Annotated in this window: 23 protein-coding genes and 1 tRNA gene; 15 read left to right on the plus strand and 9 right to left on the minus strand. The window is 67.9% G+C overall.

Annotation, left to right across the window (positions count from 1 at the left end):
• Positions 1-34: 34 nt before the first annotated feature.
• Positions 35-364, plus strand: a complete 330-nt coding sequence (gene trxA / locus ACFWN2_RS29070; protein WP_382432698.1) for a thioredoxin — start codon at positions 35-37, stop codon at positions 362-364.
• A gap of 220 nt (positions 365-584) precedes the next feature.
• A complete protein-coding gene (locus ACFWN2_RS29075) occupies positions 585-1,724 on the plus strand; it encodes an N-acetylmuramoyl-L-alanine amidase (protein ID WP_382432700.1) in 1,140 nt (379 codons plus the stop codon).
• 50 nt (positions 1,725-1,774) lie between these two features.
• Here the strand turns inward: ACFWN2_RS29075 and ACFWN2_RS29080 are convergent, their stop codons facing one another.
• Complete coding sequence (locus ACFWN2_RS29080; RefSeq protein ID WP_382432702.1) at positions 1,775-2,407, minus strand: GNAT family N-acetyltransferase; 633 nt, start codon at positions 2,405-2,407, stop codon at positions 1,775-1,777.
• Between the two features lie 133 nt (positions 2,408-2,540).
• Between ACFWN2_RS29080 and ACFWN2_RS29085 the strand changes: the two genes are divergently transcribed.
• The 3 genes from ACFWN2_RS29085 to ACFWN2_RS29095 are packed head-to-tail and all read left to right on the plus strand — an operon-like array spanning position 2,541 to position 5,274.
• Entirely contained in the window at positions 2,541-3,857 is a 1,317-nt protein-coding gene (locus ACFWN2_RS29085; RefSeq protein ID WP_382432704.1) for a PLP-dependent aminotransferase family protein, read from the plus strand.
• A 16-nt stretch (positions 3,858-3,873) separates the two neighbouring features.
• Positions 3,874-4,818 (plus strand): D-alanine--D-alanine ligase, encoded by a 945-nt coding sequence (locus tag ACFWN2_RS29090; protein ID WP_382432706.1) that lies wholly within the window; start codon positions 3,874-3,876, stop codon positions 4,816-4,818.
• 21 nt (positions 4,819-4,839) lie between these two features.
• Positions 4,840-5,274 carry a hypothetical protein gene (locus ACFWN2_RS29095; protein WP_382432708.1) on the plus strand — a complete coding sequence of 145 codons (435 nt, stop codon included), beginning with the start codon at positions 4,840-4,842 and terminating at the stop codon, positions 5,272-5,274.
• Positions 5,275-5,360: 86 nt separating this feature from the next.
• On the opposite strand, the gene ACFWN2_RS29100 is transcribed toward ACFWN2_RS29095, so the two are convergent.
• From ACFWN2_RS29100 to rsmG, 3 genes are all read right to left on the minus strand, one after another.
• Positions 5,361-6,335, minus strand: coding sequence for a ParB/RepB/Spo0J family partition protein (locus tag ACFWN2_RS29100; protein WP_382432710.1), 975 nt, complete (start codon positions 6,333-6,335; stop codon positions 5,361-5,363).
• Positions 6,332-7,207 (minus strand): ParA family protein, encoded by an 876-nt coding sequence (locus tag ACFWN2_RS29105; RefSeq protein ID WP_382432712.1) that lies wholly within the window; start codon positions 7,205-7,207, stop codon positions 6,332-6,334. The genes ACFWN2_RS29100 and ACFWN2_RS29105 overlap by 4 nt, the downstream gene beginning before the upstream one ends.
• 95 nt (positions 7,208-7,302) lie before the next feature.
• Entirely contained in the window at positions 7,303-7,950 is a 648-nt protein-coding gene (gene rsmG, locus ACFWN2_RS29110; RefSeq protein WP_382432794.1) for a 16S rRNA (guanine(527)-N(7))-methyltransferase RsmG, read from the minus strand.
• A gap of 209 nt (positions 7,951-8,159) precedes the next feature.
• Here rsmG and ACFWN2_RS29115 point away from each other — a divergent pair, with 209 nt between their 5' ends.
• Positions 8,160-8,594, plus strand: coding sequence for a hypothetical protein (locus ACFWN2_RS29115; RefSeq protein ID WP_382432714.1), 435 nt, complete (start codon positions 8,160-8,162; stop codon positions 8,592-8,594).
• Positions 8,595-9,123: 529 nt separating this feature from the next.
• Here the strand turns inward: ACFWN2_RS29115 and ACFWN2_RS29120 are convergent.
• The 5 genes from ACFWN2_RS29120 to rpmH are packed head-to-tail and all read right to left on the minus strand — an operon-like array spanning position 9,124 to position 11,559.
• Positions 9,124-9,711 carry a protein jag gene (locus ACFWN2_RS29120; protein ID WP_382432716.1) on the minus strand — a complete coding sequence of 196 codons (588 nt, stop codon included), beginning with the start codon at positions 9,709-9,711 and terminating at the stop codon, positions 9,124-9,126.
• Positions 9,712-9,741: 30 nt separating this feature from the next.
• Entirely contained in the window at positions 9,742-10,788 is a 1,047-nt protein-coding gene (gene yidC / locus ACFWN2_RS29125; protein ID WP_382432718.1) for a membrane protein insertase YidC, read from the minus strand.
• A 5-nt stretch (positions 10,789-10,793) separates the two neighbouring features.
• Positions 10,794-11,051, minus strand: coding sequence for a membrane protein insertion efficiency factor YidD (gene yidD, locus ACFWN2_RS29130; RefSeq protein WP_030480223.1), 258 nt, complete (start codon positions 11,049-11,051; stop codon positions 10,794-10,796).
• Positions 11,048-11,389, minus strand: coding sequence for a ribonuclease P protein component (rnpA, locus tag ACFWN2_RS29135; protein ID WP_382432721.1), 342 nt, complete (start codon positions 11,387-11,389; stop codon positions 11,048-11,050). Before rnpA ends, yidD begins: the two co-directional genes overlap by 4 nt.
• A 26-nt stretch (positions 11,390-11,415) precedes the next feature.
• The gene (gene rpmH / locus ACFWN2_RS29140; RefSeq protein ID WP_030465619.1) at positions 11,416-11,559 is read right to left on the minus strand and encodes a 50S ribosomal protein L34; all 144 of its coding nucleotides are present in this window, start codon (positions 11,557-11,559) and stop codon (positions 11,416-11,418) included.
• Between the two features lie 347 nt (positions 11,560-11,906).
• On the opposite strand from rpmH, the gene dnaA reads away from it, so the two are divergent.
• The 9 genes from dnaA to ACFWN2_RS29185 all read left to right on the plus strand — a co-directional run bounded on the left by dnaA (position 11,907) and on the right by ACFWN2_RS29185 (position 24,138).
• Positions 11,907-13,511 (plus strand): chromosomal replication initiator protein DnaA, encoded by a 1,605-nt coding sequence (dnaA, locus tag ACFWN2_RS29145; protein ID WP_382432723.1) that lies wholly within the window; start codon positions 11,907-11,909, stop codon positions 13,509-13,511.
• A 777-nt stretch (positions 13,512-14,288) separates the two neighbouring features.
• Positions 14,289-15,413 (plus strand): DNA polymerase III subunit beta, encoded by a 1,125-nt coding sequence (dnaN, locus tag ACFWN2_RS29150; protein WP_382432725.1) that lies wholly within the window; start codon positions 14,289-14,291, stop codon positions 15,411-15,413.
• A gap of 43 nt (positions 15,414-15,456) precedes the next feature.
• Entirely contained in the window at positions 15,457-16,371 is a 915-nt protein-coding gene (gene gnd, locus ACFWN2_RS29155) for a phosphogluconate dehydrogenase (NAD(+)-dependent, decarboxylating) (RefSeq protein ID WP_382432727.1), read from the plus strand.
• A 3-nt stretch (positions 16,372-16,374) separates the two neighbouring features.
• On the plus strand, positions 16,375-17,481 hold the full coding sequence (recF, locus tag ACFWN2_RS29160) for a DNA replication/repair protein RecF (protein WP_382432729.1): 1,107 nt from the start codon (positions 16,375-16,377) through the stop codon (positions 17,479-17,481).
• A gap of 118 nt (positions 17,482-17,599) precedes the next feature.
• Positions 17,600-18,133, plus strand: coding sequence for a DciA family protein (locus ACFWN2_RS29165; protein ID WP_382432731.1), 534 nt, complete (start codon positions 17,600-17,602; stop codon positions 18,131-18,133).
• 245 nt (positions 18,134-18,378) lie between these two features.
• On the plus strand, positions 18,379-20,349 hold the full coding sequence (gene gyrB, locus ACFWN2_RS29170) for a DNA topoisomerase (ATP-hydrolyzing) subunit B (protein WP_382432733.1): 1,971 nt from the start codon (positions 18,379-18,381) through the stop codon (positions 20,347-20,349).
• Positions 20,350-20,405: 56 nt separating this feature from the next.
• A complete protein-coding gene (gyrA, locus tag ACFWN2_RS29175) occupies positions 20,406-22,949 on the plus strand; it encodes a DNA gyrase subunit A (protein WP_382432735.1) in 2,544 nt (847 codons plus the stop codon).
• A gap of 34 nt (positions 22,950-22,983) precedes the next feature.
• Positions 22,984-23,994: a DUF3566 domain-containing protein gene (locus ACFWN2_RS29180; protein WP_382432737.1), complete on the plus strand. Its 1,011-nt coding sequence runs from the start codon at positions 22,984-22,986 to the stop codon at positions 23,992-23,994.
• 70 nt (positions 23,995-24,064) lie between these two features.
• Positions 24,065-24,138: transfer RNA gene (locus ACFWN2_RS29185), tRNA-Ile, on the plus strand.
• The last annotated feature ends 96 nt before the right edge of the window (positions 24,139-24,234 follow it).

The raw sequence follows: 24,234 nt of genomic DNA on the forward strand, positions 1-24,234 counted from the left end.
AGTTCCTTCTGCGAGATCTTTTAGGGAGAGCAACATGGCAGGCGCCACCGTCACGGTGACCGACAAGTCGTTCGCGGACGACGTGCTGACCAGCGAGAAGCCCGTGCTGGTCGACTTCTGGGCGACCTGGTGCGGCCCGTGCAAGATGGTTGCCCCGGTGCTGGAGGAGATCGCGGCCGAGCACAGCGCGAAGATCACCGTCGCCAAGGTCGACATCGACGCCAACCCGTCGATCGCCCGCGACTACCAGATCATGTCCGTGCCGACGCTGATCCTGTTCCAGGGCGGCCGTCCGGTGAAGCAGATCGTCGGCGCGAAGCCCAAGGCCGCGCTGCTGAAGGACCTGCAGGACGTCCTGGCCTGAGCCGGAAAACTTGCATGGCCTAAGAATTTCTTTGCAACGCGCAACGTGGCCCGCCCGTCTATCGATAAGACGAGCGGGTCACGTTCGTTTTGGTGCCGAGGCGGTGATCTCGGTACGACTGTGAGTAGCCCTGCATCGATCACTTAGCGCAGCAGGGCACAATGAAGACTTCCCAACTGACGCGCCGACCAGGTTCGGCGCCCTAGTCGAGCGAGGGTGCATGCAGCTGCTCCGCCGCGGGGACGTCGGAAGTGATGTTGCCGAGATCCGGTCGACCCTGACCAGGCTCGGACTGCTTCCGCCGGCCGACCCACAGGCGCCGCCGGTGTTCGACCAGCAGGTCGAGCACGCAGTGCGCGCGTTTCAGCAGCAGCGGGGGCTGATCATCGACGGCATCGTCGGACCGGCGACCTATCGCTCGCTGCGCGACGCGACGTTCCGGTTGGGGGACCGGCCGCTCGCGTACCTGATGTCGCAGCCGACGACCGGTGACGACGTCCTGATGCTGCAGGAACGCATGCTGGAGCTCGGCTACGACGCCGGCCGCGCGAACGGCGTGTTCGGTCAGCAGACCGAGCAGGCGCTGAGGAACTTCCAGCGCGACTACGGCCTGATCGTCGACGGCATGTGCGGACCGGACACGGTGCGCGCGTTGCGCCAGCTCCAGCCGAAGGTCCGCGGCGGCCGCCCGCAGCTGCTGCGCGAACAGGAACGCCTGCGCGGCGCCGGCTCGCGCCTGTCCGGCAAGCGGATCGTCATCGACCCCGGCCACGGCGGCCAGGACCGCGGTGTGGTCGTGGACGGGCTGTCCGAGGCCGACCTGATGCTGGACCTGGCCCGTCGCCTCGAAGGCAAGATGGCGGCCACCGGCATGGAGGCCCTGCTGACGCGCGGTCCCGACAACTGCCCTGACGAGGGGGAGCGCGCCCGGTTCGCCAACGAGGCGGGTGCCGACCTGATCCTGTCGCTGCACAGCGACGGCAACTCGTCGCCGAACGCGCAGGGCGTGGCCACGTTCCACTACGGCACGGGCAACGGCACGTCGTCCACGGTCGGTGAGGCGCTCGCCGGGTTCATCCAGCGCGAGGTCACGGCCCGCACGACGATGTCGAGCTGCGGTTCGCACCCGAAGACGTGGGACCTGCTGCGGCTCACCCGCTGCACGGCCGTCCGCGTCGAGGTGGGCTACCTGACGAACGCCGAGGACCGCGCCCGCCTGGCCACGCCCGGTTTCCGCGACATCGTGGCCGAGGGCATCCTCGTGGCCGTGAAGCGCCTGTACCTGCTCGGCAAGGACGACCAGCCGACGGGCACGTTCACGTTCAACGACCTGCTGCGCTACGAGATGTCGAAGAGCTGATCTGACGAAAAGGGCCCCTCCGCTGTGCTGGAGGGGCCCTTTTCGCTGTCCTAGACCGGTCGGAAGCTGGGTTCCGCCGTCGAGACGGTGACGCTGTTGAGAAGGCGCTCCAGGGCGGCCTCCACGTCTTCCTTCCAGGTGATGGAGCTGCGGAGCTCCATGCGCAACCGGGGCCAGCGGGGGTGCGGCCGCACGGTCTTGAAGCCGACGCTCGTGAGGAAGTCGGCCGGCGTGACGCAACTGGCGCCCTCGTCGTCCGGGCGCATGTCGCCGAACGCCTCGATGGCCTTCACGCCACGACGCGTCAGATCCTTCGCCACGGCCTGGACGAGCACGCGCGCGAGTCCTCCCCCTCGGAACTCGGGGAGCACGTCCAGCGACGTCATGAGGACGGCGTCCGGGCTCACCGGAGAGGTGGGGAAGGCGGCGCTGCGCGGAACGGCCGCCGGTGGTGCGTAGAACACCGAACCAGCGGGGATGCCGTCGCAGTAGATCAAACGACCGCACGAACCCCATTCGAGCAGGACGCTGGAGACCCAGGCTTCCTTCTCGAACTCGGTGTCGCCGTATTCCTCCGCCTGTTCGCGCAGGTGAGGAGCCAACTCCCAGAAAACGCACGTCCTGCTGTGCTTGGAGAGATGCTCCAGGTTGTCCAGCGTGACGCCCACGACGCGACGGGACACCCCGACCTCCACCCGTTAACACACACAGTGAACCCATACGAGGGTAGGCGAATGTGACGGAACCCGGAAGGCGCGTGCCCTGAACGGGACGACGGTTACACTCGCTCGGGACATTTCCCATACAGGAGTCCCCATGACGATGCCCGGTCAGCCAGCCAAGCAGGGCCCCAGAAGCCTTGACCCCCACCTCCGCCGCTACGCAGCGCGCACGGCAGGGATGACGGCATCGGAGATCCGGGCACTCTTCGCAGTCGCGTCCCGTCCCGAGGTGGTCTCGCTGGCCGGCGGCATGCCGCACCTGGCCGCGTTGCCGCTGGAGTCGCTGTCCGAGGAGATCGGTCAGCTGGTGGCGTCCGAGGGGCTCGTGGCGCTGCAGTACGGCTCGGCGCACGGTGTTCCGACGCTGCGCGAGCAGATCTGCGACGTCATGGCGTTGGAAGGCATCAACGGCCACCCGGACGACGTGGTGGTGACCGTGGGCTCGCAGATGGGCCTCGACATGGTCACCCGGATCTTCTGCGACCCCGGTGACGTGGTGATCGCCGAGGGACCTTCTTATGTGGGCGCCCTCGGGTCGTTCACGGCGTACCAGGCGCAGGTCGTCCACGTGGCGATGGACGCTGACGGTCTCGTGCCCTCGTTGCTGCGAGAGGCGCTGGAGGCTTGTCGTCGTGCCGGTCAGCGGGTCAAGTTCCTCTACACGATCCCGAACTTCCACAACCCGGCCGGCGTGACGCTGGCGGTGTCGCGACGGGCCGAGATCCTGGAGATCTGCCGGACGTACGGCGTGCTGGTCGTGGAGGACAACCCGTACGGGCTGCTGGGCTTCGACGGTCAGACGTACCCGGCTCTGCGGTCGATGGACCCGGACAACGTCGTGTACCTCGGGTCGTTCTCCAAGACGTTCGCGGCGGGTCTGCGGGTCGGCTGGGTGCTGGCGCCGCACGCCGTCCGCGAGAAGCTGGTGCTGGCGGCCGAGTCGGCCACGCTGTGCCCGCCGACGCTGAACCAGATGATCGTGTCGCGGTACCTCTCGACCCAGGACTGGAAGGGTCAGATCAAGACGTACCGCGAGGCGTACCGGGAACGGCGTGACGCGGCGATCTCGGCCCTCGAACAGCACATGCCGCAAGGTTCCACGTGGAACATCCCCGACGGCGGTTTCTACGTCTGGGTGACGGTGCCGGAGGGCATCGACACGAAGGCGATGCTTCCCCGTGCCGTGACGGCCCGCGTGGCCTACGCGTCCGGCACCGGTTTCTACGCGGACGGGTTCGGCTCCCGGCAGTTGCGCATCTCGTACTGCTACCCGACCCCGGAGCGCATCCGCGAGGGCGTCCGCCGTCTGGCGAACGTCATCGAGGAGGAGATGCAGCTGGCCGCGACCTTCGGGGCGACGCCGGGCCGTCAGCTGTCCGGTCCGCAGACCCCGTCGCCTGACACCGCCTGATCCTTGGAGTTGTGCTGTGGCTGACCGCATGGTCGCTGTGCTGTCCGGTGGGCTCTCCCACGAACGCGAGGTCTCGATCCGCTCCGGCCGCCGTCTGTCGGCTGCCCTGCGGTCGGTGGGCCTGACTGTGGAGGAGTGGGACGCCGACGCCTCGTTGCTCTCGCGCCTGCAGTCGTCGCGCCCGGATGCCGTCGTCGTCGCCCTGCACGGCGGTGAGGGTGAGAACGGCTCGGTGCAGGCGATCCTCGAAATGTTCGGCGTGCCGTACGTGGGCACGGACTCGCGGGCGTGCCGCCGGGCGTGGGACAAGCCGACCGCGAAGGCCGAGCTGGCCCGTGCCGGGCTGGCGACGCCGGAGTGGATCGTGCTGCCGCACGCGACGTTCCGGGAGCTGGGCGCGCGGCCCGTGCTGGACGCGATGGTCTCGACGCTCGGGCTGCCGTTGATGCTGAAGCCGGACCAGGGTGGCTCCGCCCTGGGTGCCCAGGTCGTTCGTGACGCGGCCGAACTGCCGCCGGCGATGGTCGGGTGCCTGGCGTACGGGGACACCGTGCTGGCCGAGCAGTTCATCTCCGGGGTGGAGGTGGCCGTGTCGGTGGTCGACGGTCCGGAAGGGCCGTACGCGCTGCCCGCGGTCGAGATCGTTCCGGAGAGCGGGGTGTACGACTACACCGCCCGGTACACGGCGGGGCTGACGGACTTCCACGCGCCGGCCCGGTTGGACGCGGTGGCGGCCAAGGCGGTCGGTGAGCTCGCGGTGGCGGCGCACCGGTTGCTCGGGCTGCGGGACGTGTCGCGGACCGACGCGGTCGTGGCCGAGGACGGCACTGTCTACTTCCTCGAAGTGAACGTGTCGCCGGGGCTGACCGAGACGTCGCTCCTGCCGATGGCCGTCGAGGCGGCGGGGCAGTCGTTGGGGGAGATCTACGCCGGGTTGATCGAGCGGGCTGTCGCTCGCTGACGTTCGACCTTTGAAGGTGCGGTGCCGAGCTTCTCGGCGCCGCACTTTTTGTTTGCGCCGAAAAAGCTTGCCCCGTGCGCGTGCGCCGACAGACTGGCCGTGAAGGGGGATTCGATCAAGGGGGACAACTTGCGCATTGTCACGCTCGCCGCTGCGCTGGCGGCAACGTTCTGCATGGCGACGCCGGCCCTCGCGACCGAGCAGGTCGACTGTTCGGTGGACGGCGTGAAGATCCACTGGGTCGACGGGTCCGGTGCCCAGAGGACGAGTTGCTTCGGCGACGCCGGCACGCTCGGGGTCACGCTTCCCCGTTCGTCGAGCGTCAACCCGGACGACAGCAACTACGGCTGGGTCGAGTACACGGGTTCGAACGGCGCGACGGTTCGGCGGTCGTTCGAACCGGGTCAGGTCGTCCCGATCGGCGGCTTGACGATCACGAAGGTCGCCATTCACTGATCGACAAATAGGTGACGCCCCGTATCCGTAAGGATGCGGGGCGTCATCGTCACCGTGACATAAGGCCCTGGTGTGATCCTATGGGCCTACTCCGATGTCCGAATTGTCGTTTCTGGGCTCATCATGCCGATGATCCTTTGAAGATCATCAACCGACCCGAATTCGACGACGATCCGCCCTTTTCGCTGCCCGAGTTCGACCTTCACGCGGGTGTCGAAGTTGTCGGAGAGGCGCTCGGCGAGCTCCTGCAGACCGGGCGCGTGCATCTGCTTGCGCGGCGCGGCCTTCTCCTTCTTGGGCTTCTCGTTCTTGGCGATCGTGACCGCTTCTTCGGTCGCGCGGACCGACATGCCCTCGGCGATGATCCGTGCCGCGAGATCTTCCTGCGCGCCGGCGTCGTCCAGACCGAGGAGCGCCCGCGCGTGACCGGCGCTCAGCACGCCCGCCGCGACCCGTCGCTGGACGGCGAGGGGGAGCTTCAGCAGCCGGATGGTGTTCGTGACGACGGGGCGGCTGCGGCCGATGCGGTCGGCGAGCTCCTCGTGCGTGACCCCGAACTCCTCCAGCAGCTGCTGGTAGGCCGCCGCCTCTTCGAGCGGGTTGAGCTGGACGCGGTGGATGTTCTCCAGCAACGCGTCGCGCAGCATGACGTCGTCGGCGGTCTGCCGCACGATCGCCGGGATCGTCTTGAGCCCGGCCTGCTGCGTGGCGCGCCACCGGCGCTCGCCCATGACGAGTTCGAACGTGTCCGCGGTGAGCTCGCGGACCACGATCGGCTGCATGAGCCCGAACTCCTTGATGGAGAACGAGAGCTCGTCGATCGCGTCCTGGTCGAACACCTGGCGTGGCTGCTTGGCGTTCGTCCTGATCGCGGTGACCGCGATCTCGCGGTACACAGCACCCGCGACCTCACCGGCCGGCTGCTGCGTCAGCGTCTTGGAGGCGGCTCCGTTGCCGACCGCCGCCGCGGGCCGGATGGCGCTAGGCGCACCGACCGGCGGACCCTGGGGGATGAGCGCGGCGAGACCGCGCCCCAGTCCGCCCTTGCGCTGTTCCGTCATGCGCCCTCCCTCTTGGCCCCGCGAATCGCGATCTCCTTGGCGGCGTCGAGGTAGCTCATGGACCCGCGCGAGCCCGGGTCGTACGTCAACACCGTCTGCCCGAATCCTGGTGCCTCTGAGACCTTCACGCTGCGCGGAATCACGGTCTTGAGGGCGACGTCGCCGAAGTGGCCACGCACCTCACTGGTCACCTGGTCCGCGAGCTTCGTGCGGCCGTCGTACATCGTGAGGAGGATCGTGGAGATGGCGAGGTCGGGGTTGAGGTGCTGCTGCACGAGCTCGATGTTGCGCAGGAGCTGGCTCAGACCCTCCAGCGCGTAGTACTCGCACTGGATGGGGATCAGCACCTCCTGCGCGGCGACCATCGCGTTGACGGTCAGCAGGCCGAGGCTCGGCGGGCAGTCGATGAACACGTAGTCGGGCTGCAGCTGGTCCAGAGCCTCCGGGCTCAGCGCCTCCTTGAGCCGCGACTCGCGGGCCACCATCGAGACGAGCTCGATCTCGGCGCCGGCCAGGTCGATCGTCGCGGGCACGCAGTAGAGGTTCGGAGACGTCGGGCTGACCTGAGCCGCCTCGGCGATGGAGATCTCACCGATCAGCACCTCGTAGACGGACGGCGTGCCGCTGCGGTGCTCGACCGAGAGCGCCGTGCTGGCGTTGCCCTGCGGGTCGAGGTCGATCACGAGCGTCTTGAGTCCGTGAATGGCGAGCGCGGCGGCGAGGTTCACCGTGCTCGTCGTCTTGCCGACGCCACCCTTCTGGTTGGCGACGGTCATCACCCGGCGATGAGTCGGGCGGGGGAGCAGTGACTCGTCGGGGTGCAGCACGCTTGCCGCACGAGCCGCCTCTTCTGCAATCGGGGTCCACACCACGGCGCTGTCATCTCCGTTGTTGGTCGGCTTGAATTTGGGTTTGGAGGGCTTCGTTTCACGTGGAACATCGGCAGCCTGAAACTCGGGGTACACGCTCACCGATCCCTCCGCGTCTGGCGCTCCACGATGAGCACCGTCGTAGGCACCTCAAGTACGTCCGCTCCCACGACGACGACCTCGGGGTTGACGCCCCCGAGCTTGGCCACCGCACCGCCGTCGCGGTCGAGCTCTTCTTCAGCGCGCTCGCCCTTGAGCGCCACCATCCGTCCGCCGCCCTTGAGAAGCGGCAGGCACCACTTCGCGAGCTTCTCCAGCGGAGCCACCGCCCGCGCCGTGACCACGTCGCAGTTCAGCAGCTGCTTCCGCACCGGCCCTTCCTCGGCGCGGCCGCGGAGGACCGTCACGTTGTCGAGGCTCAGCCGTTCCTTCACTTCCTCAAGCCAGGCGATGCGGCGCGCCATCGGCTCAAGAAGCGTGATCCTCAGGTCGGGCCGCGCGATCGCCAGCGGCACCCCAGGCAACCCGGCACCTGAGCCAACGTCCACGACACGTTCGTTCTTGTCGAACAGCTCCTCGATCACCGCCGAGTTGAGCACGTGCCGTTCCCAAATCTTGTCGACCTCGCGGGGACCGATAAGTCCACGCTCGACGCCGTGCTCCTCCAGGAGCCTGACGAACTCGGCGGCACGCTCAACGTGCTCACCGAAGACGAGCTTCGCGTTGTCGGGCAACTCCCCGGCCATGTTCTCCGTCCGTGAGCGTTTCACGTGAAACCACGCGGCGGCGACGTTCCGGCGGCCGGTGGAAAAGCTGGCGAATGCCAGGGCACCATCATGACGGATCGACCGTGTGCTCCGCCAAATCCTGAGCGCCGTTTCACGTGAAACTTGGGGGAAAGTTGCGCCCGACTCTCTACACCGTCGCCTGGAGCGGTCCCGGCGCCGTCTCAACGATGGCGCACCCGGCTGGCGGCGCTCTACTGGAAGGGAAAGTTCGAGGGCTGCGCCACCTCGGGGTGGACGTCCTGGTGTCCGCTCAGACCGATGAGGAACGGGTCGAGTGCGACCTCGTGGATCAGGAGCGGGTGGTGCTGGCCGCCGGACTCCAGTACGTCTGCTTCCCAATCTCGGATCGCTCGGTGCCTGACGTGGCGGCCGCGGTGAGCGTCGTCGAGCCGCTCCACTCGCTGTACCGGGGTGGGGCGCACGTGGTGTTCCACTGCTGGGCGGGGATCGGGCGGTCGTCGTTGTTGGCCGCGTTGCTGTTGGGGATGGAGGGGGTGGAGCCGGGGGAGGCGTGGCGGTTGATCTCGGCGGCTCGGGGGTTCCCCGTGCCGGACACGGTGGCACAGGAGGAGTGGCTGGCCGCTTGGTGGGCCGGGCGGTAGTTGGGTTTCACGTGGAACAGCGCGCGGGGCCGGCGTGCGAGGTCGGCCAGAGGAGTCGGCCAGAGGGTTGGGGGCAAGTTTCAGCGGGGGAGATGCCGACACAGTGAGTTGCCGCAGGGGTGCGTATCGCGGACGACACCGAGCCTGCGCCGGGCATCGCCGTTGACGGAACAGGTGCTCGCCTTCTGCTTCGCTTCCAGCACAGGGAGGGCGCCTCGGTTTGGCCATTGCGTCGAGACCTGGGGGTGCTTGGCTGCGCCGTCGCCACGCGCTCCGCCTTCCAGTGAGCCGCCGCAGGCTCTGCGCTCTTGTCAGCGCACTCGACTCAGCGCCGCCCATCCTCAGCCCAACGCCCTTCGCTCTACGCACTGCGCCCTCCCACGCTCCGCAGTCCGCCCTGCAGCCAGCCGCCCTCACTCCAGCCTCGCCCTTGCACCCCAGCGCCCAACCTCGCCCCTCCCACCCCAGACACAGCAAACGGCCCCCGGTTCCAACAGGAACCAGGGGCCGTGAGTGAAAGCGGTGCCGCTTACGGCTTGGGGAAGATGATGACCCGCCGCTGCGGCTCCTCACCCTCGCTCTCGCTGTGCACACCCGCCACCGAGGCAACGGCGTCGTGGACGACCTTGCGCTCGAACGGGGTCATCGGGTGCAGGCGGGCGCGCTCCCCGGAGGCGACGACCTTCTCCGCGGTGGTGCGGCCCATCTCGGCCAGTTCGGCGCGGCGGCCCGCTCGCCACTGGGCGATGTCGAGCATGAGGCGGGAGCGGACTCCCGTTTCCTGCTGGACGGCGAGGCGGGTGAGTTCCTGCAGCGACTCGAGGACGTTGCCTCGGGGGCCCACCAGCTTGGCGAGGTCTTCGCCGCCGTCGATGCTGACGATGGCCCGGCCGCTCTCCACGTCCAGGTCGATGTCGCCGTCGTAGTCGAGCAGGTCGAGCAGGCGCTCGAGGTAGTCGCCCGCGATGTCGCCTTCCTGGACGAGCAGGTCCTCGGTCTTGCTCTGCGACTGCGGCTCGGTCCCGGTCTCGGACTCGGCCGCGGCCGTGGTCTCGGACTCGGCTGCGGCCTCCGACGACGCCTCCACGTCGTCGGTCGCCTGCAAGGTCTCCGACACGATGTCTCCTCTCCGGGGCAACGCCCGAAATCAGCGGCGCTTCTTGCTGCCCGGCTTCTTGCTGGTGGATCGGCCTGGGGTCAGGCCGGGAATCTCGGTGTTGGAGCTGCCGTTGGTGGCGTCCGGCGAAGAGGCCTTGGGCGCGGAGGCCTTCGGTGCGCCGCTCGGGCCCGCGGTCGGCATGCGCTTGGCGCCGTTGGCCGGCTTGGCTCCGGAGGCGGGCTTCTTCGGGTTGACCGGCTTCGCGCCCGGCTTGGGAGCGAGGGCCTGGCGGGTCTCGACGACCGTGGCCTTCTTCTCCTCTTCCTCGGCGTCGATGCGCTTGTACACGAAGTGCTGCTGGCCGAGGGTCCACGCGTTGTTGGACAGCCAGTACAGCAGGATCGCGACAGGGAAGAAGAAACCGCCGGCGAGGACGCCCAGGGGGAAGATCCAGAGCGTCAGCTTGTTCATGATGGCCGTCTGCGGGTTGTCCAGCGCGGCCTGGTTCTGGCGGGCCACCGAGTGACGCGCCGTGAAGTGGGTCGCGATGGACGCCACGATCATCAGCGGCACCGACAGCAGGATGACGTTCAGGCGTTCGGTGCCGAACGTCGCGAGCTGGTCGGACGGCATCGTGATGAACGTCGAGAGGTTCGTGCCGAAGAGCTTGGCGTTGACGAACGAGTCGACGCCCTGCTTGTCGAAGAAGTAGACCTCGCCCCAGCCGGGCTTGAACGAGCGCAGCACGTGGAACAGACCGATGAACACCGGGATCTGCACCAGCATCGGCAGGCAGCCGCCGAGCGGGTTGACACCGTGCTCGGACTGCAGCTTCTGCATCTCCTGCGCCTGGCGCTGGCGGTCGTTCGGGTACTTCTTCTTGATCTTCTGCATCTCCGGCGCGAACTCCTGCATCCGCCGCATGGAGCGCACCTGGCCGACGAACGGCTTGAAGAGGATGGCGCGGAGGGTGAAGACCAGGAAGATGACGGCCAGCGCCCAGGCGAAGCCACTCGACTCACCGAAGACCTTGCCGAACACCCAGTGCCAACACCACAAGATGAAGGACACCGGGTAGTAGATGAAGTTGAGCACGGGAGCTACTCCTCGGTGGATACGTCGGGGACCTGCCGCCTCGGCGGAACGGGGTCCAGGCCTCCAGGGTGCCAGGGTCCGCAGCGCAGCAACCGGCGGATGGTCAGCCAGGTTCCTCGCAGCGCACCGTGGACGGTCAACGCCTCCACCGCGTACGCGCTGCAGCTGGGGTAGAAGCGACAGGTCGGTGGCAGCAGCGGCGAGATGAACTTCCGATAGAAGTGCACCGGCAGCAGCGCGACCTTCGCGGGCAACGTGGTCATCGCAGCACCTTGCGCAGGGCGGAAGTGAGATCGGCGGCGAGCTCGGAGCTCGACGCCTCGGCTGCTGGTGCCAACGCCCTGACCACGACGAGAGTTCCCGGCGGCAGCTCTTCCAGTGCCGGGCGGACGACGTGGCGCAGGCGGCGGTAGACGCGGTGGCGGACCACCGAGTTGCCGACTGCCTTGCTCACGACGAAGCCCACCTTGGACGAATCCAAGGTGGGCACGTCGGGCTTCAAGACGTGGACGACCAACCGGGGTCGTCCGGCGCGGCGGCCTCGGCGGACCACCAGGCCGAAGTCCTGGCTGCGGGTGAGCCGGGCGGCCGGTGGTAGCACGACGACGCTGCGCTTACCAGCCGCTGTCAGGCGGACAGAGTCGCACGGCCCTTGCTACGGCGCGCGGCCAGAATGGCGCGGCCGGCGCGGGTCCGCATGCGCAGCCGGAAGCCGTGCGTCTTCGCGCGGCGGCGGTTGTTGGGCTGGAAGGTGCGCTTACCCTTGCTCACGGTCGGTCTCCCGGTGCTTCACTGCTGACAAAGCCTGTGTGGTCGTCCCCGACGGCAGTGGACGTAGGCGCGCGAAAGGCGCCCGTCGCAAGCGGGAGACTCGTACGAGGGTACGCATGCCCGGGTGCGGCGACCAAATCGGGGTGGCCGAGACCACGTCTTGTGAGGCGTGCCGGGCCTTGTTACCGTTCGTCCTTCGCGCATGCCGGGCTGGCGTGGGAGCCGCCACCGACCGGCAACACAACACACCTTTTAGTGCACAGTTGTGGATAACTCTGTGGATACCTCTATTCTCCGTGTCCACATGTGGAGTCTTGGGCTCCGGCGGAGGGGAGGGGAGCGCGGAGGTGTCGAACCAGCAGGTCGATCTTGGTCTCGTGTGGGCCGAGGTGGTGCAGGAACTGGCGACCAGCCACCTGTCCCCTCAGCAGCGCGCGTGGATGAGGGTCACCCGTCCCATCGGTCTGCTGGACGGAACGGCACTGCTCGCTGCTCCCAGTGACTTCGCGAAAGAGGCGATCGAACGCGCGCTGCGCGACCCGATCACCGCGGCGCTCTCCCGCAGGCTCGGCCGGTCGGTCTCGCTCGCGGTGAAGGTCGACTCGCCGGAACCGGTGAGTCCCGTCGTGAGCCCGCCGACCACGCCGATCTCGGTCCACGCGATCCAGACCGCGCAGGTCACCCAGCCGGTGGTGCCGGTCGTCCCGGCGATCCCCAACGGCGACACGCCCGGCCCCGTGATCACGGACGACCTCACCGGCGACGGTGCCGAGGAAGAGGTGGACGAGGCCGGCGACGCGCTCGCCGCCGTCTCCGAGATCTGGCCGACGTTCAACACCGCGAACACCGCGAGCGGGATGGCGCCGAACGCCAACCTCCCGTACACGCGGCCCGCGAACCCGTCGCCGTCGCAGACACGGCTGAACGAGAAGTACAACTTCGACACGTTCGTCATCGGCGCCTCGAACCGGTTCGCGCACGCCGCGGCCGTCGCGGTGGCCGAGGCTCCCGCCCGTGCGTACAACCCGCTCTTCATCTGGGGCGAGAGCGGCCTCGGCAAGACGCACCTGCTGCACGCCGTCGGGCACTACGCCCAGCGCCTGTTCCCCGGCATGCGCGTGCGGTACGTGTCGACCGAGGAGTTCACCAACGACTTCATCAACTCGCTGCGCGACGACCGCAAGGTCGCCTTCCAGCGCCGCTACCGGGACATCGACGTTCTTCTCGTCGACGACATCCAGTTCCTGGAGGGCAAGGAAGGTACGCAGGAGGAGTTCTTCCACACGTTCAACACGCTCCACAACACGAACAAGCAGATCGTGGTGTCGAGCGACCGGCCGCCCAAGCGGCTGGAGACGCTGGAAGACCGTCTGCGCACGCGGTTCGAGTGGGGCCTGATCACGGACATCCAGCCGCCCGAGCTGGAGACCCGGATCGCGATCCTGCGCAAGAAGGCGGCCCAGGACCGGCTCGCGGCTCCCGCGGACGTGCTGGAGTTCATCGCCTCCCGCATAGAACGCAACATCCGCGAGCTGGAGGGCGCGCTCATCCGCGTCACGGCGTTCGCGTCGCTCAACCGCCAGCCGGTCGACATCCAGCTCGCCGAGATCGTGCTGCGCGACCTCATCCCCGACTCGCACGCGCCGGAGATCACCGCGCCGATGATCATGGCGGTCACCGCCGAGTTCTTCGGCGTCTCGATCGACGACCTGTGCGGCCCCGGCAAGACGAAGGCGCTCGCTCAGGCGCGGCAGATCTCCATGTACCTGTGCCGCGAGCTGACGGACCTGTCGCTGCCGAAGATCGGCCAGACGTTCGGCGGCCGCGACCACACGACGGTCATGCACGCGGACAAGAAGATCCGCAAGGAGATGGCCGAACGCCGGCGCATCTACGACCAGGTGCAGGAGCTGACGTCGCGCATCAAGCAGCGCGCCCGCCACATCTCCTGACCCACCCGGGTGGCAACGAAGGGGTCCTCCATCGCGGAGGGCCCCTTTTTCGCACGCCCGGACCCGGCCGCGCGACGGGTCCGTTCGACCCGCGACGGCGGCGACACGACCCGACCGCGAGCACCCGGGGGCGAGGCCGCGGTTCGGACGCGAGCACCCGGGGAGCGGTTCGGCGATGACATGGGGATACATCAGTACGTGCGGCTCCAACCACCACCACGCGCCGCGCACGTACCCAGGTAGACGAGGCTCGATCGCCCGCCCGGCGAAGCTTTCTGTTCGCCCCCGGCACTCGAAGGGGTGGGGACAACTGGAAAAGTCTGTGGCCCCGGCCACGATCTGGCCACAGAAGCCTGTTGAACACCCGGGTACAACTGGCCCGCACCCGGGGACGCACCCGGGGACAACTGTGGACGATCTGTGGATCGCGAGCTGTGCACAACTGGCTGTCCCCGGGTGCGCCGATCTGTCCCCGGGTGCCATCCCCCCTTTGTCCCCATGGTGGGTGACACCTTGACCTGCAGGTTTAACGGCTGTCCCCACAATCCACAACCCTTACTGTTACTGCTGTTGGTTCTCTTCAAGGAAGAACTTCAAAGCAAAACAGCGGGGGATGGTTCCCGGGGATCGGTGCCCGAACCCCGAAGTGACGGGAAGGGCCAGGACGCTCTAACGTGGTTGCTCCGCACCTCGGGAAGCCGAGGGTCGAGGCTCCCTGACCCCCCACTGGCACGTTGTCGTGGATGGGCTTGTCGACTGTCGAGGAAAGGACGCCTCATGAAGATCCGCGTCGAACGCGACGGCTTGGCCGACGCTGTCGCCTGGGTCGCTCGCAGCCTTCCGTCCCGTCCACCGGTTCCGGTGCTCGGCGGCGTGCTGCTCGACGCGGAGTCGGACGATTCGCTGACGGTCTCCGGGTTCGACTACGAGGTCTCCGCTCAGGTCGGCGTCCCCGCGACGATCGCCGACGGCGGCCGCGCACTGGTCTCCGGTCGTCTTCTCGCCGACATCACCAAGGCGCTCCCGAACCACCCCGTCGAGATCGCGGTCGACGGCGCTCGCATGATGATCAGCTGTGGCAGCGCCAGGTTCAGCCTCCCGACGATGCCGGTCGAGGACTACCCGGCTCTGCCGTCGATGCCGCAGCTGATCGGTGAGCTCCCCGGCGAGGTCTTCGGCGAAGCGGTCAGCCAGGTCGCCGTCGCGGCCGGCAAGGACGACACGCTCCCGATGCTGACCGGCGTCCGCGTCGAGATCGGCGAGGGCAAGCTGACCCTCGTCGCCACCGACCGGTTCCGGCTCGCGATGCGCGAGTTCCCGTGGGAGCCCGACGCGTCCCTCGGCGAGGTCGCCGTCCTCGTCCCGGCCCGCACGCTCGGCGACGCCGCGAAGACGCTCGGCTCCGGCGGCAGCAAGGTCGAGATGTCGCTCGCGGCCAACGACGGACTGCTCGGCCTGTCCGGCTCCGGCAAGCGGACCACCACCCGCCTGCTCGACGCCGACTTCCCGAAGTACCGCCAGCTGCTGCCCTCCGAGCACTCGGCCGCGGCGATCATCGACATCGACGCGCTGCAGCAGGCGATCAAGCGCGTGTCGCTCGTCGCCGAGCGCGGCACGCAGGTGCGCCTCGAGTTCGTCGACGGTGGTCTGCGTCTCTCGGCCGGTGGCGACGACGAGGGATCGGCCGAGGAAGAACTCCCCGTCGAGTACACCGGCGACGCGGTGACCATCGCGTTCAACCCGGGCTACCTGCTGGACGGCCTCGGAGCCGTCCGCACGCAGAAAGTCCACTTGTCCTTCACCACACCCAGCCGACCGGCGCTGCTCAAGCCGGTGGACGAGGATGGGAACGTGGCGCCGGGCTACCTGTACCTGCTGATGCCCGTTCGCCTTCCCGGCTGAGAAAACCCTTACCGGGTACCAGAAGAACACAGGGGAGAACACCGTGCAGCTCGGACTCGTCGGCCTCGGCAAGATGGGTTTCAACATGCGCGAGCGGGTGCGCCGGGCCGGTCACGAGGTGATCGGCTACGACCGCAACCCCGAGGTCACCGACTCGGAGTCGTTGGCGGACATGGTGTCCAAGCTCCAGACGCCGCGCGTGGTGTGGGTCATGGTGCCCGCCGGCGACATCACCCGTAACACGGTGAAGGAGCTGTCCGAGCTGCTGGAGCCGGGCGACCTCGTCGTCGACGGCGGCAACTCCAAGTTCACCGACGACCGGATCCACGCGGACCTGTTGGCGGAGAAGGAGATCGGCTACGTCGACGCCGGTGTGTCCGGTGGCGTGTGGGGCCTCGACAACGGTTACGCGCTGATGGTCGGCGGCGACGCGAAGCACGTCAAGCAGGCGATGCCGATCTTCGACGCGCTGCGTCCGGAGGGTCCGCGCGGAGAAGGTTTCGCGCACGCGGGCAAGGTCGGCGCCGGCCACTACTCGAAGATGGTCCACAACGGCATCGAGTACGGCCTGATGCAGGCGTACGCCGAGGGCTTCGAGCTCCTCGACAAGACCGACGTCGTGGACAACGTGCCCGCGGTCATCTCGGCGTGGCAGCGCGGAACGGTCGTGCGGTCGTGGCTGCTCGACCTGCTGGTGCGCGCGCTGGAGTCCGACCCGGAGCTCGACGACCTGCGCGGGTACGTCGAGGACTCGGGCGAGGGCCGGTGGACCGTCGAGGAGGGCATCAACAACGCGGTGCCGCTCCCCGTCATCTCCGCCGCGCTGTTCGCCCGGTTCACCTCCCGGCAGGAGGACTCGCCGGCGATGCGCGCCGTCGCGGCGTTGCGCAACCAGTTCGGCGGCCATTCGGTGCACCTCGCCGGGCCGTCGTCCGGCGGCGGCAGCACCCAGGGCTAGCGAGTGCACGTCAGACACCTCCAGGTCAGCGACTTCCGGTCGTGGCAGCTCGCCGACCTGGAGCTCGAGCCCGGCGCGTCGGTGCTCGTCGGCCGCAACGGCCAGGGCAAGACGAACCTGGTCGAGGCGATCGGGTACGTGGCCACGCTGGGGTCGCACCGCGTCTCCAGCGACGGGCCGTTGATCCGGCACGGCGCCCAGCGCGCCGTGGTGCGGGCGGCCGTGGTCAACGACGACCGCGAGCTGCTCGTGGAACTGGAGATCACGGCCGGCAAGGCGAACCGGGCGCGGATCAACCGCGGTCCGGTGCCCCGGCCGCGTGACGTGCTCGGGATCCTGCGCACCGTGTTGTTCGCACCGGAGGACCTCTCTCTCGTGAGGGGCGATCCGAGCGATCGGCGGAGGTTCCTCGACGAGATGCTCGTGCTGCGCGCACCGCGCTATGCCGGTGTGCGCAGCGATTACGACCGTGTGTTGAAGCAGCGCAGCGCGTTGCTGAAGACGGTGAAGCACTCGCGGTCGGCTGATCTCTCGACGCTCGACGTCTGGGACGGGCACCTGGCCCAGCACGGCGCGGAGCTGCTGGCCGCGCGGTTGAAGCTGGTCCGCGACATGGCGGACCACGTGACCTCGGCGTACGCGGAGGTCGCACCGGAGTCGCGTCCGGCGCTCATCTCGTACCGGTCGAGCGTCGGCGACCTGCCGGAGGACAGGGAGAGCATCGAGGACCTGCTGCTGGCCGAGCTCGACAGGGTGCGGCGGCAGGAGATCGAACGCGGCGTGTGCCTCGTCGGTCCCCACCGGGACGACCTGGATCTGACGCTCGGTGAGCTCCCGGCGAAGGGCTACGCCAGTCACGGAGAGTCATGGTCGTTCGCGCTGGCCCTGAGGCTCGGCGGCTACGAGTTGATGCGTGTCGACGGCATCGAACCGGTGCTCGTGCTGGACGATGTCTTCGCGGAACTGGACCGCGGCCGGCGGCAGCAACTGGCCAAGGTGGCGGCCGCCGCCGAGCAGGTGCTGATCACCGCGGCGGTGGCGGAGGACGTTCCGGACGAGCTGACCGGTGCCCGGTTCGAGGTCCACGGCGGGGAGGTGCGACGTGTCTGACTCAGAGGCTGACTCTGGGGGTTCGAAGCCCCCACATGTAGCTCGATCGGGTGTGTCCGCCCACACATCTGGGGACAAGTCTGTGGATGGTGTGGATAACTCCGTCACAAATCCGGACTTGTCCACAGGTTCATTCACACCTGAGGGTGAGCCACTCAAGGGTTCGGACCTCGCGCGAGCCGCTCTGGAGGCGGCGAAGGCCAGTACGAAGGCCCGCGGACGGGTGCCGGGGAGCAGGTCGAAGGGCCGTTCGGTCAACCGCAGCCGGCGTCGCTGGTCGGGTGCAGGGCCCGACGACCGCGACCCCCAGCCGCTCGGGCGGATCGCGTCCAGGATCGCGGCGGACCGCGGCTGGGTCGAGCAGCTCCAGGGTGGCCAGGTCTTCGGCCGATGGGCGAAACTGGTGGGGGAGGACGTCGCCGAGCACGCGAAACCGATCGCGCTCAGTGACGGTGAACTGACGGTCCAGGCATCGTCCACGGCGTGGGCCACCCAGCTGCGCCTCCTGCAGCGCGAGCTGATCAAGCGCATCGCCGCGGGCGTGGGCCACGGCATCGTCAAACGGCTCAAGATCAAGGGTCCGGACGCTCCCAGCTGGCGACACGGCCCCAGGCACGCGCCGGGGCGCGGTCCGCGTGACACCTACGGGTGAGGTCCCGTCAAGGGCTCAGCGGCGATTCTGTGGCTCAATGAGCGTTCACCAGCGGATTTAAACCCCCGTTTCAGCCGTCCTGACCCGTCTCGTGCTTCTTGAGGCGCTCTCTGACCGAATCAAAGGTGTCCTTGCCCCCGTTCTGTCGGGGTGCCCCGGTAGAATCACGGGTAGAGCGTCACCATCCCAGAAGTCGGGGAACACCGTGCGGGCCCTGCCCGCATCAGCGAGGAGACTCCAGGCCCGTGTCAGCTAAGAAGAATGAGTACGACGCGTCCTCGATCACCGTCCTCGAAGGCCTCGAGGCAGTGCGCAAGAGGCCGGGTATGTACATCGGCTCGACCGGCGAGCGCGGTCTGCACCACCTGGTCCAGGAGGTCGTGGACAACTCGGTCGACGAGGCGATGGCCGGGTACGCGACCACGGTCGACGTCACGCTGCTGGCCAACGGCGGCGTCCGGGTGATCGACGACGGTCGTGGCATCCCGACCGGCATCCACCCCGTCGAGGGCGTGCCGACGGTCGAGGTCGTCATGACCAAGCTGCACGCGGGCGGCAAGTTCGACAGCGACTCCTACGCGGTGTCCGGCGGTCTGCACGGCGTCGGCATCTCCGTGGTGAACGCGCTGTCCACCGCCGTCGACCTGGAGATCAAGAACGCCGGCCACGTCTGGACCCAGCGCTACGAGGCCTCCAAGCCCGCGCACGAGCTGCGCCAGGGCGAGGCGACGACGGAGACCGGCACCACGGTCACGTTCTGGGCGGACCCGGAGATCTTCGAGACCACCGAGTACAACGTCGAGACGATCGCGCGCCGCCTGCAGGAGATGGCGTTCCTCAACAAGGGGATCACGATCGTCCTGCGCGACGAGCGGGTCTCGCCGGAGGACGAGGAGGCCGACGCCGAGGGCCACAAGGCCGCGGTGAAGGAGCGCACCTTCCACTACCCGGGTGGTCTGGAGGACTTCGTCCGCCACATCAACCACACCCGCGAGGCCGTGCACCAGAAGGTGATCGGCTTCGAGGTGCAGGGCGACGACCTGCAGGTCGAGATCGCGATGCAGTGGAACACCGGCTACACGGCGTCGGTCTACACGTTCGCGAACACGATCAACACGCACGAGGGCGGCACGCACGAAGAGGGCTTCCGCGCCGCGTTGACGCGTGTCGTCAACGAGTACGCGCGTGAGAAGAAGCTGCTGAAGGAGAAGGACACCAACCTCACCGGTGACGACATCCGCGAGGGTCTCGCCGCGATCATCTCGGTGAAGTTGAAGGAGCCCCAGTTCGAGGGCCAGACGAAGACCAAGCTGGGCAACAGCGAGGCCAAGTCGTTCGTGCAGAAGTCGACGAACGAGCACCTGGCCGACTGGTTCGAGCGCCACCCCAACGAGGCCAAGACGATCGTCACCAAGTCGGTGTCGTCGGCACAGGCCCGCATCGCCGCCCGCAAGGCCCGCGAACTGGTGCGCCGCAAGGGCGCCCTGGACATCGGCGGCCTGCCCGGCAAGCTGAAGGACTGCCGCTCGACCGAGCCGGAGCGCTGCGAGCTCTACATCGTCGAGGGCGACTCCGCTGGCGGCTCGGCCAAGGAAGGCCGGGACTCCATGTACCAGGCCATCCTCCCGATCCGCGGCAAGATCATCAACGTCGAGAAGGCGCGCATCGACCGCGTCCTCAAGAACACCGAGGTCCAGTCGCTGATCACGGCGCTGGGCACCGGCATCCACGACGAGTTCGACCTGTCGAAGCTGCGCTACCACAAGATCGTGCTGATGGCCGACGCCGACGTCGACGGCCAGCACATCCGCACGCTGCTGCTCACGCTGCTGTTCCGCTTCATGCAGCCGCTCATCGAGCACAACCACGTGTACCTCGCGCAGCCGCCGCTCTACAAGATCAAGTGGCAGCGCACCGAGCCGGAGTACGCCTACTCCGACCGCGAGCGCGACGCCGTGATCAAGGACGGCATCGCCGGCGGCAAGCGTCTCGGCAAGGACGACAACATCCAGCGGTACAAGGGTCTTGGCGAGATGAACGCCGAGGAGCTGTGGGAGACCACGATGGACCCGGCGAACCGGATCCTGCGCCAGGTCACCATGGACGACGCCGCCACCGCAGACGAGCTGTTCAGCGTGCTCATGGGCGAGGACGTCGAAGCGCGCCGTTCGTTCATCACCCGCAACGCCAAGAGCATCAAGTTCCTCGACATCTGAGTCGCGGTCTTGGTCCCTAGGCATCCTGGCGTTTCTGGCGAGAAGGAAAGAGAACAGTGAGCGAGACGACTCTGCCCCCGCAGCACGACCGCATCGAGCCGGTCGAGATCCAGCAGGAGATGCAGAACTCGTACATCAACTACGCGATGTCCGTCATCGTGGGTCGTGCGCTGCCGGACGTGCGCGACGGGCTCAAGCCCGTGCACGTCCGCGTTCTGTACTCGATGTTCGACTCCGGCTTCCGTCCCGACCGCGGCTTCAACAAGTGCGCGCGCGTCGTCGGCGACGTGATGGGCAACTACCACCCCCACGGTGACTCGGCGATCTACGACGCGTTGGTGCGTCTCGCCCAGCCGTGGGCCCTGCGCTACCCGTTGATCCAGGGCCAGGGCAACTTCGGCTCGGTGGGCAACGACCCCGCCGCCGCCATGCGGTACACGGAATGCCGGCTCTCCCCGCTGGCCATGCAGATGCTGGCCGACATCGAGGAAGACACCGTCGAGTTCCGCGACAACTACGACGGTCGCATCCAGGAGCCGACGGTCCTGCCGTCGCGCATCCCGAACCTGCTGATCAACGGCAGCTCGGGCATCGCCGTCGGCATGGCGACCAACATCCCGCCGCACAACCTCCGCGAGGTCGCGGACGGCGTGGTGTGGGCGCTCGACAACCACGAGGCCTCCGACGAGGAGACCCTCGAAGCGATGATCGCCCGGATCAAGGGCCCGGACTTCCCGACGTACGGCCAGATTCTCGGCACCTCCGGCATCGAGGACGCGTACCGCACCGGCCGCGGCTCGGTCCGCATGCGTGCGGTCGTCGAGATGGACGAGGACGCCAAGGGCCGCACGATCCTGGTCGTCACCGAGCTGCCGTACCAGGTCAACCCGGACAACCTGGTCGAGAACATCGCCTCGCTGGTGCGCGACGCCAAGCTCACCGGCATCGCGAACATCGCCGACGAGTCGAACCGCCGCATCGGCATGCGCATCGTGATCACGCTCAAGCGCGACGCGGTGGCGAAGGTCGTGCTGAACAACCTCTACAAGCACACCCAGCTGCAGTACTCGTTCGGCGTGAACATGCTGTCCCTGGTCGACGGCGTGCCGCGCACGCTGCGCCTGGACCAGATGATCCGCCACTACGTGAAGCACCAGATCGAGGTCATCGTCCGGCGCACGCGGTTCCGCCTGCGCAAGGCCGAAGAGCGCGCGCACATCCTGCGCGGACTGGTGAAGGCGCTCGACCAGCTCGACGCCGTCATCGCGTTGATCCGCCGGTCCGAGACGCCGGACATCGCGCGCACGGGCCTGATGGAGCTCCTCGACGTCGACGAGGTCCAGGCCAACGCGATCCTGGAGATGCAGCTCCGCCGCCTGGCCGCCCTGGAGCGCCAGAAGATCATCGACCAGTTGGCCGAGATCGAGGTCGAGATCGCGGACCTGAAGGACATCCTCGAGAAGCCGGAGCGGCAGCGCGCCATCGTGCGCGAGGAGCTCATGGCGATCGTGGACAAGCACGGCGACGACCGCCGCACGAAGATCATCCCGTTCGACGGCGACGTGTCCATGGAGGACCTGATCGCGGTCGAGGACGTGGTCGTCACGATCACGCGCACCGGCTACGCGAAGCGCACCAAGACCGACCTCTACCGGGCGCAGAAGCGCGGCGGCAAGGGCGTCCAGGGCGCACAGCTCAAGCAGGACGACATCGTGGCGCACTTCTTCGTGTGCTCCACGCACGACTGGATCCTGTTCTTCACGAACAAGGGCCGTGTGTACCGCACGAAGGCGTACGAACTGCCTGAGGCGAACCGCAACGCCCGCGGCCAGCACGTCGCGAACCTCCTCGCGTTCCAGCCGGAGGAGGAGATCGCGCAGGTCATCCAGATCAAGAACTACGAGGTGTCGCCGTACCTCGTGCTCGCCACCCGCAAGGGTCTGGTGAAGAAGTCCAAGCTCACCGACTTCGATTCCAACCGATCGGGTGGACTTATCGGCATCAACCTCCGCGAGGACGACGAGCTCGTCGGCGCGGTGCTCTGCTCGGCCGACGACGACCTGCTCATGGTCTCCGCCGACGGCCAGTCGATCCGCTTCCACGCGACCGACGACGTGCTGCGCCCGATGGGTCGCGCCACGTCAGGCGTGCAGGGCATGCGGTTCAACGCCGACGACGAGCTGCTGTCCGTCGGTGTCGTCCAGGAAGGCCTGTTCGTTTTGGTCGCGACGGACGGTGGGTACTCGAAGCGAACGCCCATCGAGGACTACCCGGTCCAGGGGCGTGGCGGCAAGGGTGTGCTGACCATTCAGCACGACCGACGACGTGGCAGGCTGGTCGGAGCGCTCATCGTCGACGTGGACGACGAGCTCTACGCCATCACCTCGACCGGCGGGGTCATCAGGACCAAGGCCGAGCAGGTGCGCAAGGCTGGACGGCAGACGAAGGGCGTGCGGCTGATGAACCTCGGCGAGAGCACCACTTTGATCGCCGTCGCACGCAACGCGGATGAGCCCGTCGACGTCACTAACGGTGAGACGTCTGTCGCGGAGGATTCTGCCGCCGACCAGGCAGCCACCCCCACCGACTCGGCCGAGTAGCCGGAATCGCTAGCGAGAGGTCAAGGACAAGCTCGTGACTCCACCCGAGAACCGCGAAGGTCGGGACGCGGACAAGACCGCGGTGATCACCAAACCGACTCCCCAGAGTTCTGCGCAGAAGCCTGCGGAGAAGGCGGAATCGGCAGCGGCGGCCTCCGGTTCCTCGGGTGGAACCGCGCAGGACAAGACCAAGCCCGTGTCGGCGGAGAAGGCGGCGGAAGCCGTCGCCTCCGCGCCGGCCAAGGAGAAGCCGGCCGACGACAAGCCGGCCGAGAAGGCGGCGACCCCGGCACCCGCGGCCGCTGCCCCGGTCGAGGAGAAGACGGTCTCGCTGAACACGCCGGCACCGTCGGCTCCGGTCGCCGCTCCGGCACCGACTCCGACCGCTGACGAGCCGGTCGTCGTCTCGGCACCGCCGCCCTGGCAGCGCGTGACGAACGACACTGAGGCCTCCCACCACGACGCGACCGAGACGTACACGGCCCCGGCCGCGCCGCCCGTTCCGTCGTCCGAGCCGGCTCCGGCCTTCCCGCTGACCGACCCGGACACGGTGAAGGTGCAGAAGCCCGTGGTCACGGGCTCGGCGGTGCCCGCGGGACTCGGCAGCAGCCGCACGTCGGTGAACATGGGCAGCAGCGGTTCCCGCCCTGCCGCGTCCACCCCGTCGGCCCGCCGCCCCGGCCGCGGCCCGCGCCGCGCCTCGCTCCAGGTGAAGCGCGTCGACCCCTGGTCGGTGCTCAAGCTCGCCCTGGTGCTGGGCGTCGCGTTGTTCTTCGTCTGGCTCGTGGCGGTCGGCGTGCTCTACGGCGTGCTGCACGGCATGGGCGTCTGGGACAAGATCAACAGCACCGCGAACGACCTGCTCCAGGCCAACGAGCCGGGCGAACCGCTGATCAGCGCCGGCCGCGTCTTCGGCGTCTCGGCGATCATCGGCGCCGTCAACATCGTGCTGTTCACGGCCCTCGCGACCGTGGGCGCGTTCGTCTACAACGTGTCCGCGGATCTGGCCGGTGGCTTGGAGTTGACGCTCTCCGAGCGAGAGTGACCCCCTGATTTGGGGCAGCGAAGGACGATCCTGTAAGGTTCTCCTCGTTGCCCCAAGGGGTGATGATCGAGGGCCTATAGCTCAGGCGGTTAGAGCGCTTCACTGATAATGAAGAGGTCGGAGGTTCAAGTCCTCCTAGGCCCACTCGATTCGAGGGGTTTTTGTGTCGGCGAGAAATACGCCGACCGAATCTCGAATCATCGTCTTTTATCTGGGGGCCAAGCCCCCAGACCCCCGGCC

It is taken from the genome of Lentzea sp. NPDC058436 (genome assembly GCF_042721515.1).
Classification (GTDB): domain Bacteria; phylum Actinomycetota; class Actinomycetes; order Mycobacteriales; family Pseudonocardiaceae; genus Lentzea.

Bases quoted from the DNA above. Each gene is read 5' to 3' on its own strand.
- yidD (WP_030480223.1), bottom strand. From the start codon at position 11,051: ATGACCACGTTGCCCGCGAAGGTCGCGCTGCTGCCGGTGCACTTCTAT.
- trxA (WP_382432698.1), top strand. From the start codon at position 35: ATGGCAGGCGCCACCGTCACGGTGACCGACAAGTCGTTCGCGGACGAC.
- ACFWN2_RS29115 (WP_382432714.1), top strand. From the start codon at position 8,160: ATGGCGCACCCGGCTGGCGGCGCTCTACTGGAAGGGAAAGTTCGAGGG.
- ACFWN2_RS29085 (WP_382432704.1), top strand. From the start codon at position 2,541: ATGACGATGCCCGGTCAGCCAGCCAAGCAGGGCCCCAGAAGCCTTGAC.
- rsmG (WP_382432794.1), bottom strand. From the start codon at position 7,950: ATGGCCGGGGAGTTGCCCGACAACGCGAAGCTCGTCTTCGGTGAGCAC.
- dnaN (WP_382432725.1), top strand. From the start codon at position 14,289: ATGAAGATCCGCGTCGAACGCGACGGCTTGGCCGACGCTGTCGCCTGG.
- ACFWN2_RS29100 (WP_382432710.1), bottom strand. From the start codon at position 6,335: ATGACGGAACAGCGCAAGGGCGGACTGGGGCGCGGTCTCGCCGCGCTC.
- ACFWN2_RS29075 (WP_382432700.1), top strand. From the start codon at position 585: ATGCAGCTGCTCCGCCGCGGGGACGTCGGAAGTGATGTTGCCGAGATC.